Below are 16,211 nucleotides of genomic sequence, written 5' to 3' on the forward strand. Positions count from 1 at the left end.
ATGATGACGCCCTTTTTCAGGCCACACAGCCACTGATATCTCTGGAGTCGTTATGTCTTTACCTGCCTGCCCAGCTTGTCACGCCGATTACACCTGGCAAGATGGCGATAACCTCAACTGCCCCTCCTGCGGTCATATCTGGACCGAAGGAGAGGGTGACAGCAGCAACGGATCGCTGGAAGTGCGTGATGCCAATGGCAATCTGCTGGCAGATGGCGACAGCGTCACGGTGATTAAAGATCTCAAGGTGAAGGGCAGCTCCTCATCGCTGAAGATTGGTACCAAAGTGAAAAGCATCCGTCTGGTGGAAGGGGATCACAACATCGATTGTAAAATTGACGGTTTTGGTCAGATGAAATTGAAATCTGAGTTCGTGAAAAAGAACTGAGATCCGGGGCGCAGGGATGTGCCCGTTATTCAGTTAGCTGAAAAGCCGATCGATCGCGGCGCACTGTTCCGCATTCAGCGCACCACCGTAGTTGCGTGAGGCGCTGTTCATTGAGTCATAACGACGTGCAACGGCCGTCTTAATCGTCGTCACAAAATCATCACCAATACTGTAAATTGCCATCAGCCTGCCGATCTGCTGCTGCAGACGCGTCAGCTCAGACAGATTGCCATTTCGCCACGCGGCCATCATCTGCGCAAAGTACTCTGGTACAAGATTATTCAGACCTGAAATCACCCCGGCGCCGCCCGCCAGAAGATTGGGAAGCAGGTATTCGTCATAGCCTGACAGCACGGCGAAATCACTGCGCACTTTGCTGGTCTCCTCAATCATCGCCCGGTTATGCGACAGGCAATCCACCGTATCTTTGATACCCACAAAGTTAGGTAACTTTGCTGCCAGCGCAGCAATCAGCGCTGGCGTCAAATCGCAGCCGGTGCGTGCCGGAAAATTATAGGCAAACCATTTTCCCCCAAGCTGCGCGTCAAGTGCCTCGAAGTAGTGCATCAGTTGCTGTTGCGTCTGGCCGTAATAGTAGGGCGGCAGCACCATCACTGCGTCAAAGTTATTTTTCCAGGCGGCTTCAGTCAGTTCCAGCATGTCAGGGATACAGGTCGCCGAGACATTTGCCACCATTTTTAGGGGTGACAACGGCCTGGCTTCCCTGATCAGCTGTAAACGCTCCTGCTGTGTCAGTGAGGCGAATTCACCAATGCTGCCCATCACCAACAAGGTATCCAGACCAGAATCATTGAGGCGGGCAAAATGTCGTCCGAGCGCGTCGATATCGAGTTCACCCTGCGCATTGAACGGGGTGACGCTAGGGCACCAGACGCCGGCAAAAGCCGATTTTTCACTCATAGCGAACTCCTGGATGGGGCGTTAAAAAATGAAACAGTGTTTTAACTTAATTATTCCAGTCCATCTCTGCCAGCACATGATTCAAAAGTGAGCAACGTGTCGCACTTTTTCGTCTTTCATCCGTCTCAGTAAGCGGATGCACCTGATAACTGAGCGAGAGGTCATGATGAAAGAGTGGGATCCTGTGCTGTATCGTAAATTTGAAGCGGAACGAACCCGTCCAGCCCGCGAATTGCTGGCGCGCATTAGCCTTGAACAGGTTGAGCAGGTAACCGATCTGGGATGCGGGCCCGGCAACAGTACCGAGCTGCTCGCCGATACCTGGCCGCTGGCGCAGGTCACCGGACTCGACAGTTCAGCGGCGATGTTATCTCAGGCCAGCGAACGCCTGCCGCACTGCCGTTTTGTTCAGGCAGATATTCGCAGCTGGCAGGCAGAGGTGCCGCAGCAGGTTATTTATGCCAACGCTTCTCTGCAATGGCTCGACAACCACACCATGCTGTTTCCTCATCTTGTCAGCCAGCTGGCAATCGGAGGCGTGCTGGCTATCCAGATGCCTGATAACCTTAATGAGCCCTCGCATCAACTGATGCGCGAGGTGGCGGCAACAGAGCGCTGGCATTCACGCATCAATGCCAGTGCAGTTGAACGTACAGAGCTGCTTTCAACAGGCGAGTACTACAATCTGCTGGTGCAGGCCGGTTGTGAGGTGGATATCTGGCGTACCACCTACTATCACGTAATGGCCGATGCGCAGGCGATTATCAGCTGGCTGCAGGCGACGGGCTTACGGCCTTTCCTGGCGACGCTGGATGCGTCTGAACAGACAGCTTTTCTGTCTGATTATCATCAGCGTCTGCTTACCGCCTATCCGGCTCAGGCCGATGGTCAGGTTCTGCTCGCTTTCCCGCGTCTTTTCATGGTTGCGATGAAAAAAGAGTAAGTACGATGGAAAGCCGGTCGCAAAAACAGTGCAATCGGGATAAGCGTCCTTGAAAAAGCAGACTTTCTGCACCACCTTCAACCCATAACCCAGGGAGAAATGGCAATGGATGATCAGCAGTTGCAGGCGCTTAGTGCGCAGATAGGTGAGAAGCTGAAGCAACGCAATGCCACCGTAACCTGTGCGGAATCCTGCACGGGTGGATGGATTGCTAAAGTCTTTACCGATATTAGCGGCAGTTCCGCCTGGTTCGAACGCGGTTTTGTGACCTACAGCAATGAAGCAAAACAACAGATGGTGGATGTGCAGGCTGACTCGCTGGCGCAGTATGGCGCGGTCAGTGAAGCGGTGGTGCGCGAGATGGCGCAGGGTGCCCGCAAGGCGGCCCATGCTGACTACGCGATCTCTGTCAGCGGTATTGCGGGCCCGGATGGCGGCAATGAAGAAAAACCGGTGGGTACGGTGTGGTTCGGCTTTGCCGGTCCACAGGACAACGTGTTGGCGTTGAAGCAACATTTTAACGGCGATCGTGAGGCCGTTCGCCGCCAGTCGGTGGCATGGGCCTTACAGACGCTGTATGGCGAATTTCTGACAAATTAAACTTGATACTGTATGACTATACAGTATAATTACTGGCAACAGAAAGAGTACAGGCACCCTGAGTGCGTGTTTACCCGGCTTGATTAGGAGTTGAAATGGCGATTGATGAAAACAAACAGAAGGCTTTAGCTGCCGCGCTTGGCCAGATTGAGAAACAATTTGGTAAAGGCTCCATCATGCGCTTGGGTGAAGACCGCTCAATGGATGTGGAAACCATCTCTACTGGTTCGCTGTCGCTGGATATCGCGTTAGGCGCAGGCGGTCTGCCAATGGGTCGTATCGTTGAGATCTACGGACCGGAGTCTTCTGGTAAAACCACGCTGACCCTGCAGGTTATCGCGTCTGCGCAGCGTAAAGGCAAAACCTGTGCCTTTATCGATGCTGAGCATGCGCTCGATCCGGTTTACGCCAAGAAACTGGGCGTAGACATTGAGAACCTGCTCTGTTCTCAGCCCGATACGGGTGAGCAGGCGCTGGAAATCTGTGATGCGCTGGCGCGCTCTGGTGCGGTTGATGTCATCATCGTCGACTCCGTTGCCGCTCTGACGCCTAAAGCAGAAATTGAAGGTGAAATCGGTGACTCTCACATGGGCCTCGCGGCACGTATGATGAGCCAGGCCATGCGTAAGCTGGCCGGTAACCTGAAGCAGTCTAATACCCTGCTGATCTTCATCAACCAGATCCGTATGAAAATTGGTGTGATGTTTGGTAACCCGGAAACCACCACCGGTGGTAACGCGCTGAAGTTCTACGCTTCTGTCCGCCTTGATATCCGTCGTATCGGCGCAATCAAAGAGGGCGATAACGTGGTCGGCAGTGAGACCCGCGTTAAAGTGGTGAAAAACAAAATCGCCGCGCCATTCAAACAGGCTGAGTTCCAAATCATGTATGGCGAAGGTATCAATACCTTTGGTGAGCTGGTCGACCTGGGCGTGAAGCACAAGCTGATTGAAAAAGCGGGTGCGTGGTACAGCTATAACGGCGACAAGATTGGTCAGGGCAAATCGAATGCCGGCAACTTCCTGAAAGAGAATGCTGCTGTGGCAAACGAAATTGATCTGAAGTTGCGTGAGATGTTGCTCAACGGCGCGGATGAAAAACTCGCAGCAGCTGACAAGGCTGCCGAGAAAGAAAACGCAGCAAGTGAAGCGAACGAAGACTTCTAATCACTGATGCGGGAGGGGCGAAAGCCTCTCCCATCGTTGTTTCCCCCCGCCATTACTCTTCTTGCCTTCCCTCTGTCCTGTTCTGTCGCCATAATCTCACTCCTGTTTGTACAAGGTGCGCAGTATGACTGAACCCTCTCAGCCCCAACCTGATGTCGTCTCCTATTCCCGTCTGCTGGACCGTGCGATGCGTATTCTTGGCCAGCGCGATCACAGCCGTGCAGAATTAGCCCGTAAGCTGCAACAATCAGCGCAGCGTGCCGCATGGGCACAGAAAAAAGAGCCTGAAATTGTCACTGAAGCGCTGCTTGAACAGGTACTGAATTGGTGCCAGGAGAGCGGCTGGCTCAATGACGAACGTTTTACCGAGCGTTTTATTCAGAGTCGAAGCCGCAAAGGTTTTGGGTCGCAACGTGTGCGCCTCGAACTGGCCCAGAAAGGCATTGACCGTGAATCCATTGATCTTGCGATGGAAGAGACGGAAGTCGACTGGGCGGTGTGCGCGGCTCAGCTGGCGGAACGAAAATTCGGACACCCATTGCCCACAGAGTGGAAAGAGAAAGCGAAAGTACTACGCTATCTGCAGTCAAAGGGCTTTATGACCGAAGATATCCAATCTGTTTTCAGAAATTTTGATGACTAAAAGCCGATGTAATTTTACTTCCCACTGAAGAAAATTTATCTTATTCCCACTTTTTGTTCCACTAATCAGGCACCACGAAAGTGTGGTCGCGCCGATCAGAGGGAACGTTCGTTAGCGTGATTCCAGGACATATATGAGCAAGAGCACTGCTGAGATCCGTCAAGCGTTTCTCGACTTTTTTCATAGCAAGGGACATGAGGTTGTAACCAGCAGCTCCCTCGTACCGAATAACGATCCAACCTTGTTGTTTACCAACGCCGGGATGAACCAGTTTAAAGATGTGTTCCTCGGGCAGGACAAACGTGATTACACACGTGCGACCACGTCACAGCGCTGCGTACGCGCAGGCGGTAAACACAACGATCTTGAAAATGTCGGTTACACCGCACGTCATCACACCTTCTTTGAAATGCTGGGTAACTTCAGCTTTGGTGACTACTTCAAGAGAGAGGCGATTGGTTTTGCCTGGGAACTGCTGACGAGCGAGCAGTGGTTCAGCCTGCCAAAAGAGCGTCTGTGGGTGACGGTCTATGAAACCGACGATGAAGCCTTTGATATCTGGGCGAATGAAATCGGTGTGCCGCGCGAGCGCATTATTCGCATCGGTGACAACAAGGGCAGCGCATACGCGTCTGATAACTTCTGGCAGATGGGCGATACCGGTCCTTGTGGTCCATGTAGCGAGATTTTCTACGATCACGGCGATCACATCTGGGGTGGCCCACCAGGCAGCCCGGAAGAAGATGGCGATCGTTACATTGAAATCTGGAACATTGTCTTTATGCAGTTCAACCGTCAGGCAGATGGCACCATGCTGCCGCTGCCAAAACCGTCGGTTGATACCGGAATGGGCCTTGAGCGTATTTCCGCCGTTCTGCAACATGTTAACTCCAACTATGAAATCGACCTGTTCCAGAAACTGATTCAGGCCGTTGCGCAGGTTACCGGTGCAACTGACCTCAGCAACAAATCGCTGCGCGTTATTGCCGACCACATCCGTTCCTGTGCTTTCCTGATTGCCGATGGTGTGATCCCGTCGAATGAGAACCGTGGCTATGTGCTGCGTCGTATCATTCGTCGTGCCGTGCGTCATGGCAACATGCTGGGCGCCAAAGAAGCCTTCTTCTATAAGCTGGTTGCACCACTGATTGAGGTCATGGGCGCGGCAGGCGAAGAGTTGCAGCGTCAGCAGGCTCAGGTTGAGCAGGTGCTGAAAAGCGAAGAAGACCAGTTTGCCAGAACGCTGGAGCGCGGACTGGCGCTGCTGGATGAAGAGCTGGAAAAACTGCAGGGCGACACGCTGGATGGCGAAATCGTCTTCCGTCTTTACGATACTTTTGGCTTCCCGGCTGACTTAACGGCTGACGTCTGCCGCGAACGCAATCTGAAAATCGACGAAGCGGGCTTTGAGCAGGCGATGGAGCAGCAGCGTCAGCGCGCACGTGAAGCGAGTGGCTTCGGTGCTGACTACAGCAATGTTATTCGCATTGATGCCGCCTCATCATTCAAAGGTTATGACCAGCTCGATTTAGCCGCCACGGTAAAAGCGCTCTATGTTGCGGGCGAAGCGGTAGATGAAGTGACCGCAGGTCAGGATGCCGTGGTCGTGCTGGATGAAACGCCATTCTATGGCGAATCAGGTGGTCAGGTAGGCGATACCGGTCTGCTGAAAGGGAAGAATGCTGAATTTAGCGTCCAGGATACACAAAAATATGGTCAGGCAATCGGTCATGTCGGTAAGCTGACCGCAGGGCAGTTGCGTATCGGTGATCGTCTTGAGGCGCAGGTTGATGCGGCACGTCGTGCGCGCATCCGTCTGAACCACTCTGCTACCCACTTATTGCATGCCGCATTGCGTCAGGTTTTAGGTGAGCATGTGGCGCAAAAAGGCTCGCTGGTTAACGACAAATACCTGCGTTTTGACTTCTCGCATTTCGAAGCGATGAAACCTCAGGAGATTCGTCAGGTCGAAGATATCGTCAATGCGCAGATTCGTCGCAACCTGCCGGTTGAAACGGAAGTGATGGATCTGGATGCGGCGAAGTCTAAAGGTGCAATGGCACTGTTTGGCGAGAAATATGATCAGCGCGTGCGCGTTCTGACCATGGGTGATTTCTCAGTCGAATTGTGTGGTGGTACTCACGCTGCACGCACCGGTGATATCGGCCTGTTCCGTATTCAGGCTGAGTCAGGTACGGCAGCAGGTATCCGTCGTATCGAAGCTATTACGGGTGAAGGCGCGCTGGCACAGGTTAATGCGCAAAGCAGTCAGCTGCAGGATCTTGCGCAACTGGTTAAAGCGAACAGCAGCAACCTGAACGAGAAAGTGCGTGGTCTCGTTGACCATGTGCGGGCTCTGGAGAAAGAGTTGCAGCAACTGCGCGACCAGCAAGCTGCCCAGGAGAGCGCTTCACTGAGTAGCAATGCCATCGATGTTAAGGGCGTGAAACTGCTGGTCAGTGAGCTCAACAATGTCGAGCCTAAGATGTTGCGTACCATGGTTGATGACCTCAAGAATCAACTCGGGTCTGCGATTATCGTGCTAGCGACGGTTGCCGAAGGTAAGGTGTCGCTGATTGCCGGTGTGACCAAAGATCTGACTGACCGTGTTAAAGCGGGCGAGTTGATCGCCGGTCTGGCACAGCAGGTAGGCGGGAAGGGCGGTGGCCGTCCTGATATGGCACAAGCGGGTGGTACGGATGCTAAAGGGCTGAAAGGCGCTCTGGCAGGCGTTGAGAGCTGGGTTAACAGCCGCCTTTAATAACTTAGAACAAGGCATTGTAAAAAGCGTCAGAACGCTGGTTCCGGCGCTTTTTAATACGATGCTAAAGCAGCAAATGACAAAGTCAGGCTGATGTAGTGTATTTCGGCTAAACTAACTATCAGCAGAATGTATTGGCGCATCGATGTGCATTGGTGTATCTCTCATAGTCAATGTGCAGCGTTAAATGATGGATAATGCCGGGAGCCTGTACAAGCCCGACTCTTTTAATCTTTCAAGGAGCAAAGAATGCTTATTCTAACTCGTCGAGTTGGTGAAACCCTCATGATCGGTGATGAGGTAACTGTAACGGTGCTGGGTGTTAAAGGTAACCAGGTACGTATTGGGGTTAACGCACCGAAAGAAGTGTCTGTGCATCGCGAAGAGATCTATCAACGCATCCAGGCTGAAAAAACGCAACAAACCAGCGTTTAACGGATTCAGCGTCTCGCACCTGTGCGAGGCGCTACCGCTTTGTCTAAAAATCCTCTCTTTTCTTCTCTCCCGCTTTCTCCCTGTTTAGTTAACGTCATCCTCTCTCATTGTTGATAATTCACTCTTTTTGTCTTCATTTTGCCCCAATTGTGTGTGATTTGCTCAATCAAACAAAGTTTCGGAAAAATTGTTTGACTTAAAAGTCCGGGAAAGTAATATGTGCGCCACGCAGTGCCGATGAGCAGAAACAAGTTCAGACGCACGGTTCGAAAGAAAGCGTAAGGTGAGGTGGCCGAGAGGCTGAAGGCGCTCCCCTGCTAAGGGAGTATACGGTCAAAAGCTGTATCGAGGGTTCGAATCCCTCCCTCACCGCCATTTTCGATGCATCCATAGCTCAGCTGGATAGAGTACTCGGCTACGAACCGAGCGGTCGGAGGTTCGAATCCTCCTGGATGCACCATATTTTCGAATATGGAGAAGTGCCTCGGTGTGACATGACGCATTAGCGTACAGGCCGCACTAAGGAGGATAACGTTGCTTTAGCAACGGCCCGCAGGGCGAAGCGCAAGCTGAGTAATCCTCCTGGATGCACCATCGAAAATAAAGAAATAAAGCGAATTAGCAATTCCTTTCATGGTGAGTAGTTAGCACCCTGCGTTGTACAAGAATTAGATTTATGCATCCATAGCTCAGCTGGATAGAGTACTCGGCTACGAACCGAGCGGTCGGAGGTTCGAATCCTCCTGGATGCACCATTCTTTGTAACATCCTCAGGTTGGTTTCTGTTAGTCCATAAAAAGTTGTACCCCAAAAGATAGACCCCAATGCATCCATAGCTCAGCTGGATAGAGTACTCGGCTACGAACCGAGCGGTCGGAGGTTCGAATCCTCCTGGATGCACCATCTTCTTCAGTTTTAAGTTCCCTCAATGAATTTGGCGTAATCATCGCTAAGACCTCAAAAGAGACATACTTTTTTATACCCTGTACAGCAAGCGCTGAACGAGCATCCTGAACTGCTCCCCTGCAGTTACCCTCTGGCTTTACCCACACTGTTTTCCTGCCTGATCTGCCCCATTGATTCATCATCCTGACTTAAGCGACACGTAACACATTTTCTCCGCCTCAGAGATCGCCATTTTACTGCCCATGCCCGTCCGCCACCGCTTGCCTGCCAGAGTAATGTTAAAAAATCGCTGAAAATTCGTACGGTTATCGCTGGCCGCGCACGATCACCTTTATCTGAAAACAAAAATTGCTAATGCTTTCAAAGCATTTGCTGTTCATCCCCCCTGGCGACAACCTGTCCACATTAGGCTAAAGTAATGTCTCATTTGGTGAATGTCCGGAGTGACAATGTACGATCAATATGACGGCCTGATTTTTGATATGGACGGCACGATTCTTGATACTGAGCCGACACATCGAAAAGCGTGGCGTCAGGTGCTCCAGCGTTACGGATTAACGCTGGATGAAGCACGTATTATCGACTTTAATGGCGCACCTGCCTGGCGGCTTGCGCAATTCATCATTGAATCCAATCAGTCGTCACACGACCCTCATCTTCTTGCTGCAGAAAAAACCGCTGCTGTGAAAGCGATGCTGCTGGAAAACGTTAAGCCGCTGCCTTTACTGGAGGTGGCGAAGGCGTATCACGGGCGTCGTCCTATGGCTGTGGGGACCGGAAGTGAACATAGCATGGCAGAGGCGTTACTGACGCAGCTTGGCGTGCGTGAGCTCTTTACGGCAGTCGTCGGCGCTGACGACGTACAGCATCATAAACCTGAGCCTGAGACCTTCTTGCGCTGCGCTGAGTTGATGGGTGTGGCGCCGGCACGTTGTGTGGTGTTCGAAGATGCAGACTTTGGTATTCAGGCCGCTAAAGCGGCAGGCATGGCAGTGGTGGATGTTCGTTTACTGTGAGTGACGTACTTACCTATGCCTCGATGTTTGGCAGCAGTTTTCTGAGTGCGACGCTCCTGCCGGGAAGTTCTGAAGCATTACTGATAGCACTATTGATAGCAAAAAAGACATCAGTTTACGGGTTGCTTGTAGCCGCATCACTGGGAAACACCTTGGGCGGTTTAACCAACATTCTTATTGGTCGCCTGCTGCCGTTAAAACGTCAGGGGCGATGGCATGACACAGCAATGACGTGGTTGCACCGACTGGGACCAGCAGCACTTTTATTCAGCTGGCTACCGGTGATAGGTGATCTGCTCTGCGTTCTCGCGGGCTGGTTACGTTTCGCCTGGCTGCCAGCGATACTGTTTCTCGCTGTCGGTAAAACACTGCGTTATATCGTTATCGCGACTGCCACATTACAGGGTATGCAATGGTGGCATTGATTCGCACAGATTCGGGGCTACGGTTAACATTATGCTGAACAAAAATAAATTATTATCACAGCGGGGGGGTAATGTGATCCCGGACGTATCTAAAGCGCTATCCTGGCTGGAAGCGCATCCCAATGCCCTTAAAGGGATTGGTCGTGGCATCGAGCGTGAAACGCTGCGTGTACAGGAAAATGGCGATCTGGCAAAAAGCGGCCACCCGGAATCTCTGGGCTCGGCACTGAAACATGACTGGATCACCACTGATTTTGCCGAAACGTTACTGGAATTCATCACGCCAGTGGATCACAGCATTGATCATATGCTGGCGTTCCTGCGCGATATCCACCGTCACGTTGCCCGTGAACTGGGTGATGAACGCATGTGGCCATTCAGTATGCCGTGCGTCATTGACGATGCTGACAATATTGAGCTGGCGCAATATGGCACATCCAATATCGGTAAGATGAAGACCCTTTACCGCGAAGGTCTGAAAAACCGCTACGGCGCGTTAATGCAGACGATCTCTGGCATTCACTATAACTTCTCGCTGCCACTTTCTTTCTGGCAGGAGTGGGCTGACGTGAAAGATCAGGAAAGCGGAAAAGAGACTATCTCCGCAGGTTATCTGCGGTTGATTCGTAACTACTATCGCTTCGGCTGGGTGATACCTTATCTGTTTGGCGCATCACCGGCTATCAGCTCCAGTTTCCTGCAGGGTCGTGAGAGCGCGCTGCCATTTGAAACCAATGACAAAGATACGATGTGGCTGCCGTATGCCACCTCGCTGCGTCTGAGCGATTTAGGCTACACCAATAAATCGCAGAGCGCTCTGGGCATCACGTTTAACTCGCTGGAAGGCTATGTCACTGCGCTGAAAAAAGCGATCAAGACGCCGTCAGATGAGTATGCAGCGATGGGCGCCAAAGATGCTGACGGTAACTGGCTGCAGCTCAACACTAACGTGCTGCAGATTGAGAACGAGCTCTATGCGCCCATCCGGCCTAAGCGTGTTACACGCTCGGGTGAAGCGCCTTCTGATGCGCTGCTGCGCGGTGGCATCGAATACATTGAAGTGCGTTCACTGGATATCAACCCGTTCTCTGCCATCGGCGTCGATGAGAATCAGGTTCGCTTCCTCGATCTGTTCCTGATCTGGTGTACCCTGGCGGATGCACCGGAAATGAGTGCAGATGAGTTGCAATGCACCCGCAAAAACTGGAATCGGGTAGTGCTCGAAGGGCGTAAACCGGATCAGAAAATTGCGGTGGGTTGTGGAGAAGCGGAACATTCGCTGGTTGAAGTGGGCAAAACCCTGTTTGCCGACCTGCGCCGGGTTGCTGAAGTCTTAGACAGTCACAATCAGGACAGCACGGAATATCAGCAGGTTTGTGATCAACTGGTAGCATCCTTTGATGATCCTGAGCTAACCTACTCGGCGCGCATCCTTCAGGCAATGAAGGATAATGGTGTAACCGGCACCGGCGTGGCACTGGCTGAACAGTATCGCCATATGCTCTGTGAAGAACCGCTGGAAGTGCTGACAGAAGAAGATTTCACGCGTCAGGCGCAGGAATCTGTTGCTGCACAGCAGCAGCTGGAAGCAAATGATAAGCTGGATTTTGAAGCGTATCTGGCGAGCCGGGAAGGGTAGAAAAGAAAAAGGCCACATCAATGTGGCCAAATTAACATCTCTGTTGTCAGGGATGATGATGATAACAAATGCGCGTCTTTCATATATTCAGACGTTGGGCGAACAGAAAAGTTTCATCGTTTTAAAAAAAATTCTCAGAACAGGAGGTGACGTATGCCACTACTGGACAGTTTTACCGTTGATCACACCATCATGGGCGCACCGGCAGTCCGCGTTGCGAAAACCATGAAGACTCCGCATGGCGATACGATTACCGTTTTTGACCTGCGTTTTTGCCGTCCGAACATTGATATCCTCACTGAGCGTGGCATTCATACGCTGGAGCATCTCTTTGCCGGCTTCATGCGTGATCACCTGAATGGTGACGGTGTGGAAATCGTCGATATCTCGCCAATGGGCTGCCGTACCGGCTTCTACATGAGCCTGATTGGTACGCCAGACGAGCAGCGCGTTGCGAAAGCGTGGAAAGGGGCGATGGAAGATGTTCTGAAAGTGAAAGATCAGAACCAGATCCCTGAGCTGAATGAATATCAGTGTGGCAGCTACAAGCTGCACTCACTGGATGAAGCGCAGCAGATTGCCCGCAATGTGCTGGCGCATGAGATTGGCGTAAACCGTAATGACGATCTGAAACTGCCTGCTGAAAAGCTGAAAGAACTGCACATCTAGTCAGGACTTCTCTGCTAAAAAAACGCCGCATCATCTCGATTGCGGCGTTTTTTTATGGCTTCAGGAACCGACCGATTTTTTCAGCGGCGTCTTCGGCGTGATGCGCACCTGTTTAATCATATTATCCTGCACGTCCAGAATATCGACGTTGTAGTTACCAATCTGAACACGTGTGGCATTAGAAGGGATCTCCTCCAGCGCTTCCAGCAACATGCCGTTGATGGTACGCGCTTCCTGCTCTGGCAGATCCCAGTTAAATGCCTTATTGATTTCACGCACGCTGGCACTGCCTTCAATCAGCACGGACCCATCATTCTGCGGCATCACTTCTTCCGCCAGCGACGGTGACATGGAGGTAGTGAAGTCACCAACAATCTCTTCCAGAATATCCTCTATCGTCACCAGCCCTTTGATGTCGCCATATTCATCCACCACCACGCCCGCTTTCTCTTTGTTGCGCTGGAACTTCACCAGTTGGGTGTTCAGCGGCGTTCCTTCGGGAATGTAGTAGATTTCATCGGCAGCGCGCAGCAGCGTCTCTTTAGTGAACTCTTTTTTCTCCGTCATCATGCGCCAGGCTTCACGCACACGAAGCATGCCGACGCAGTCATCCAGTGAATCTCTGAACAGCACAATGCGGCCATGAGGTGAATGGCTTAGCTGGCGCACGACTGACTTCCAGTCATCGTTGATGTTGATACCAACAATCTCATTACGTGGCACCATAATGTCGTCAACGCTGACTTTCTCCAGGTCGAGCACGGAGAGCAGCATGTCCTGGTTACGGCGTGACATCAGGCTACGCGACTCATAGACAATGGTGCGTAACTCCTCTTTGCTCAGCGCAGAGTTAACAGAGCCGTCAGAGCGAATACCTGCCAGGCGCATCAGCAGCCGGGTAATGGTGTTCAGCAGCCAGACCAGCGGTAGCATGATGTATTGCAGCGGAGTAAGTAAAAAGCTGCTCGGATAGGCCACTTTTTCCGGATAAAGGGCCGCCACGGTTTTGGGTAACACTTCAGCGAAGACCAGCACCACGAAGGTCAGCACGCCGGTTGCAATGGCGACACCCGCATCACCATACAGACGCATTCCGACAATAGTGCCTAACGCGGAAGCAAGGATATTGACCAGGTTATTACCAATCAGCACCAGACTGATCAGACGATCCGGGCGGCGCAGCAGTTTTTCGACACGTCGAGCTGCGCGATCACCATTTTTAGCCTGATGGCGCAGTTTATAGCGATTCAGTGTCATCATGCCGGTTTCAGAACCTGAGAAATATGCTGAAACCAGTACCATGATGCAGAGAATAATAATCAGCGTGGTAGTTGAAACATTCTCCAACGCAAAACTTCCTTTTTAACGAGAACCAGGGACAAGCAGATGCTGCAGGATGCGGCTGCCGAAGTAAGCCATGGTCAACAGCACCGCACCGCTGCAGTTAAACCAGACGACGCGGCGACCACGCCAGCCTTCATGATAGTGCCCCCAGAGCAAAACGATATAAACAAACCACGCGATGATCGAGAGCACGGCTTTATCGACGTTTTCTGCGCTGAAGAGATCCTGCATATAAAACAGACCGGTGCAGAGCACCAGCGTTAACAGCACGACGCCAACCTGGGTGATGTGAAACATCTTACGTTCGATGGTCAGCAGCGGCGGCATATCCTGGGTGAACGCCAGTCGCTTGTTTTTTAACTGATAATCGATCCACGCCAGCTGCAGCGCATAAAGCGCGGCGATGATCAGCGTTGCGTAGGCGAACAGCGACAGGCCGATGTGGATCATCATGCCTGGCGTAGTTTCCAGATGCGTGATGAACGCATTGGGGACAAAGGTGGCAAAGGCCAGATTGATCAGCGCGAAGCTATAAACAATCGGCAGCAGTAGCCAGCCACGGTTGCGTGACGCCACAATGGTCATGATGGCGCAAATCAACAGGCTGACCAGTGAACCAATGTTAAGCAGGCTTAAGTTCTGTCCGCTATCAATAGCAAATATGCGTTGCTGCAAGGCCACCGCGTGTGTCACCAGCGCCACACAGGCAGAGAGCATCGCCATTCGCCGCCAGCCGCCGTTACGTTTCAACAGGCTGGGAATGATCAAGGCAAGACTTAAGGAGTAGGCGAATAGCGCCACTATCGCGAAAACGAACATAGATCCTTTCAGGTTCAGTCAGATAAGGAAAAAGGCAGTATAGCGCCAGCCGAAGCAGGCTCCAAACGATCTGAGGGGCAATTGCAGAGATCGCCGAGGCTTCGTGTTATAATCCGCCGCATTCTGCCGATCAGGCGCCTCGCGATCTTTTTTTTAGTGAGAGACCATGTTTGATAATTTAACCGATCGTTTGTCGCAAACCCTGCGAAATATCAGCGGCCGCGGAAGGCTGACTGAAGAGAACATCAAAGAGACCCTGCGTGAAGTGCGCATGGCACTGCTTGAGGCTGACGTTGCGTTGCCGGTGGTGCGTGACTTCATCAACCGTGTGAAAGAGAGCGCGGTCGGTCATGATGTGAATAAAAGTCTGACGCCAGGTCAGGAGTTTATCAAAATCGTACGTAACGAACTCGTTGCGGCGATGGGTGCAGAGAACAACGCACTCGACCTGGCAGCACAGCCACCAGCCGTGGTGCTGATGGCGGGCCTGCAGGGTGCCGGTAAAACCACCAGTGTTGCTAAGCTGGGTAAATTCCTGCGCGAGAAGCACAAGAAGAAAGTTTTAGTGGTTTCTGCCGACGTCTATCGTCCGGCGGCAATTAAACAGCTGGAAACGCTGGCACAGCAGGTTGGCGTGGATTTCTGTCCGTCCGATCTCAGCCAGAAGCCGGTCGATATCGTCAACAATGCGCTGCGTGAAGCTCGTCTGAAGTTCTACGATGTGCTGCTGGTGGATACCGCCGGCCGTCTGCACGTTGACGAAGCAATGATGGACGAAATCAAACAGGTTCATGCGGCGATCAAGCCGGTAGAAACCCTGTTTGTGGTCGATGCCATGACCGGTCAGGATGCCGCAAACACGGCAAAAGCCTTTAATGAAGCGCTGCCGCTGACCGGTGTTATTCTGACCAAGGTTGACGGTGATGCACGCGGTGGTGCGGCGCTGTCAATTCGCCATATCACCGGCAAACCGATCAAATTCATGGGCGTCGGTGAAAAGACCGAAGCGCTTGAGCCATTCTACCCGGAGCGTATTGCTTCGCGTATCCTGGGCATGGGTGACGTACTCTCCCTGATTGAAGACATCGAAAGCAAAGTTGACCGCGATCAGGCGGAGAAACTGGCTAAGAAGCTGAAAACCGGCGACGGTTTTGATCTCAATGACTTCCTTGAGCAGCTAAAGCAGATGCGCAACATGGGCGGCATGGCCAGCCTGATGGGTAAACTGCCGGGTATGGGACAGCTGCCAGATAACGTAAAGTCGCAGATGGATGACAAAGTGCTGGTGCGCATGGAAGCCATCATCAACTCGATGACGCGCAAAGAGCGTGAGAAACCAGAAATCATCAAAGGCTCGCGCAAGCGCCGTATTGCTACCGGTTCCGGTATGCAGGTGCAGGACGTTAACCGCTTATTAAAGCAGTTCGACGACATGCAGCGTATGATGAAGAAAATGAAGAAGGGCGGTATGGCGAAAATGATGCGCGGCATGAAGGGTATGATGCCGCCAGGTTTCCCTGGCCGCTAAAGCGTTCC

Annotated in this window: 15 protein-coding genes and 4 tRNA genes; 16 read left to right on the forward strand and 3 right to left on the reverse strand. The window is 52.2% G+C overall.

What is annotated here, in order from left to right:
* Positions 1-52 precede the first annotated feature (52 nt).
* Positions 53-388 carry a zinc ribbon domain-containing protein YjdM gene (locus LQK91_RS16880; RefSeq protein WP_003849071.1) on the forward strand — a complete coding sequence of 112 codons (336 nt, stop codon included), beginning with the start codon at positions 53-55 and terminating at the stop codon, positions 386-388.
* Between the two features lie 33 nt (positions 389-421).
* Here LQK91_RS16880 and LQK91_RS16885 read toward each other — a convergent pair whose 3' ends face one another.
* A complete protein-coding gene (locus LQK91_RS16885) occupies positions 422-1,309 on the reverse strand; it encodes a dihydrodipicolinate synthase family protein (RefSeq protein WP_078804911.1) in 888 nt (295 codons plus the stop codon).
* A gap of 166 nt (positions 1,310-1,475) precedes the next feature.
* Between LQK91_RS16885 and tam the strand changes: the two genes are divergently transcribed.
* The 14 genes from tam to luxS all read left to right on the forward strand — a co-directional run bounded on the left by tam (position 1,476) and on the right by luxS (position 12,512).
* Positions 1,476-2,252, forward strand: a complete 777-nt coding sequence (gene tam / locus LQK91_RS16890) for a trans-aconitate 2-methyltransferase (protein ID WP_039660782.1) — start codon at positions 1,476-1,478, stop codon at positions 2,250-2,252.
* A gap of 105 nt (positions 2,253-2,357) precedes the next feature.
* Entirely contained in the window at positions 2,358-2,852 is a 495-nt protein-coding gene (pncC, locus tag LQK91_RS16895; RefSeq protein ID WP_003849065.1) for a nicotinamide-nucleotide amidase, read from the forward strand.
* Positions 2,853-2,947: 95 nt separating this feature from the next.
* The gene (gene recA / locus LQK91_RS16900) at positions 2,948-4,018 is read left to right on the forward strand and encodes a recombinase RecA (RefSeq protein ID WP_003849064.1); all 1,071 of its coding nucleotides are present in this window, start codon (positions 2,948-2,950) and stop codon (positions 4,016-4,018) included.
* Between the two features lie 124 nt (positions 4,019-4,142).
* On the forward strand, positions 4,143-4,661 hold the full coding sequence (locus LQK91_RS16905) for a regulatory protein RecX (protein ID WP_105099839.1): 519 nt from the start codon (positions 4,143-4,145) through the stop codon (positions 4,659-4,661).
* A gap of 133 nt (positions 4,662-4,794) precedes the next feature.
* Positions 4,795-7,422 (forward strand): alanine--tRNA ligase, encoded by a 2,628-nt coding sequence (gene alaS, locus LQK91_RS16910; protein WP_105099838.1) that lies wholly within the window; start codon positions 4,795-4,797, stop codon positions 7,420-7,422.
* A gap of 249 nt (positions 7,423-7,671) precedes the next feature.
* Entirely contained in the window at positions 7,672-7,857 is a 186-nt protein-coding gene (gene csrA / locus LQK91_RS16915) for a carbon storage regulator CsrA (protein ID WP_008927091.1), read from the forward strand.
* Positions 7,858-8,139: 282 nt separating this feature from the next.
* A tRNA-Ser gene (locus LQK91_RS16920) sits at positions 8,140-8,232 on the forward strand.
* A gap of 8 nt (positions 8,233-8,240) precedes the next feature.
* A tRNA-Arg gene (locus LQK91_RS16925) sits at positions 8,241-8,317 on the forward strand.
* 218 nt (positions 8,318-8,535) lie between these two features.
* Positions 8,536-8,612, forward strand: a tRNA-Arg gene (locus LQK91_RS16930).
* A 71-nt stretch (positions 8,613-8,683) separates the two neighbouring features.
* Positions 8,684-8,760, forward strand: a tRNA-Arg gene (locus tag LQK91_RS16935).
* Positions 8,761-9,212: 452 nt separating this feature from the next.
* Positions 9,213-9,779, forward strand: coding sequence for a fructose-1-phosphate/6-phosphogluconate phosphatase (gene yqaB, locus LQK91_RS16940; RefSeq protein ID WP_003849054.1), 567 nt, complete (start codon positions 9,213-9,215; stop codon positions 9,777-9,779).
* Entirely contained in the window at positions 9,776-10,204 is a 429-nt protein-coding gene (locus LQK91_RS16945; protein ID WP_008927089.1) for a YqaA family protein, read from the forward strand. Before yqaB ends, LQK91_RS16945 begins: the two co-directional genes overlap by 4 nt.
* Before the next feature lie 31 nt (positions 10,205-10,235).
* Positions 10,236-11,843: a glutamate--cysteine ligase gene (gene gshA / locus LQK91_RS16950; protein WP_008927088.1), complete on the forward strand. Its 1,608-nt coding sequence runs from the start codon at positions 10,236-10,238 to the stop codon at positions 11,841-11,843.
* A 153-nt stretch (positions 11,844-11,996) separates the two neighbouring features.
* A complete protein-coding gene (luxS, locus tag LQK91_RS16955; protein ID WP_003849049.1) occupies positions 11,997-12,512 on the forward strand; it encodes an S-ribosylhomocysteine lyase in 516 nt (171 codons plus the stop codon).
* Positions 12,513-12,572: 60 nt separating this feature from the next.
* Here luxS and LQK91_RS16960 read toward each other — a convergent pair whose 3' ends face one another.
* Together LQK91_RS16960 and LQK91_RS16965 are read right to left on the reverse strand one after the other, a co-directional pair.
* Complete coding sequence (locus LQK91_RS16960; RefSeq protein ID WP_105099837.1) at positions 12,573-13,859, reverse strand: HlyC/CorC family transporter; 1,287 nt, start codon at positions 13,857-13,859, stop codon at positions 12,573-12,575.
* Positions 13,860-13,874: 15 nt separating this feature from the next.
* Positions 13,875-14,675, reverse strand: coding sequence for a cytochrome C assembly family protein (locus tag LQK91_RS16965; RefSeq protein ID WP_003849045.1), 801 nt, complete (start codon positions 14,673-14,675; stop codon positions 13,875-13,877).
* A 166-nt stretch (positions 14,676-14,841) separates the two neighbouring features.
* Here LQK91_RS16965 and ffh point away from each other — a divergent pair, with 166 nt between their 5' ends.
* Entirely contained in the window at positions 14,842-16,203 is a 1,362-nt protein-coding gene (ffh, locus tag LQK91_RS16970; protein WP_003849043.1) for a signal recognition particle protein, read from the forward strand.
* The last annotated feature ends 8 nt before the right edge of the window (positions 16,204-16,211 follow it).

The organism is Pantoea sp. MHSD4, assembly GCF_021043305.1.
Lineage (GTDB): Bacteria > Pseudomonadota > Gammaproteobacteria > Enterobacterales > Enterobacteriaceae > Pantoea > Pantoea eucalypti.

Coding starts and splice junctions, on each gene's coding strand:
- LQK91_RS16885 (WP_078804911.1), bottom strand. CDS start 1,309: ATGAGTGAAAAATCGGCTTTTGCCGGCGTCTGGTGCCCTAGCGTCACC.
- LQK91_RS16905 (WP_105099839.1), top strand. CDS start 4,143: ATGACTGAACCCTCTCAGCCCCAACCTGATGTCGTCTCCTATTCCCGT.
- luxS (WP_003849049.1), top strand. CDS start 11,997: ATGCCACTACTGGACAGTTTTACCGTTGATCACACCATCATGGGCGCA.
- LQK91_RS16880 (WP_003849071.1), top strand. CDS start 53: ATGTCTTTACCTGCCTGCCCAGCTTGTCACGCCGATTACACCTGGCAA.
- ffh (WP_003849043.1), top strand. CDS start 14,842: ATGTTTGATAATTTAACCGATCGTTTGTCGCAAACCCTGCGAAATATC.
- alaS (WP_105099838.1), top strand. CDS start 4,795: ATGAGCAAGAGCACTGCTGAGATCCGTCAAGCGTTTCTCGACTTTTTT.
- pncC (WP_003849065.1), top strand. CDS start 2,358: ATGGATGATCAGCAGTTGCAGGCGCTTAGTGCGCAGATAGGTGAGAAG.
- LQK91_RS16965 (WP_003849045.1), bottom strand. CDS start 14,675: ATGTTCGTTTTCGCGATAGTGGCGCTATTCGCCTACTCCTTAAGTCTT.
- yqaB (WP_003849054.1), top strand. CDS start 9,213: ATGTACGATCAATATGACGGCCTGATTTTTGATATGGACGGCACGATT.
- recA (WP_003849064.1), top strand. CDS start 2,948: ATGGCGATTGATGAAAACAAACAGAAGGCTTTAGCTGCCGCGCTTGGC.
- gshA (WP_008927088.1), top strand. CDS start 10,236: ATGCTGAACAAAAATAAATTATTATCACAGCGGGGGGGTAATGTGATC.
- tam (WP_039660782.1), top strand. CDS start 1,476: ATGAAAGAGTGGGATCCTGTGCTGTATCGTAAATTTGAAGCGGAACGA.
- csrA (WP_008927091.1), top strand. CDS start 7,672: ATGCTTATTCTAACTCGTCGAGTTGGTGAAACCCTCATGATCGGTGAT.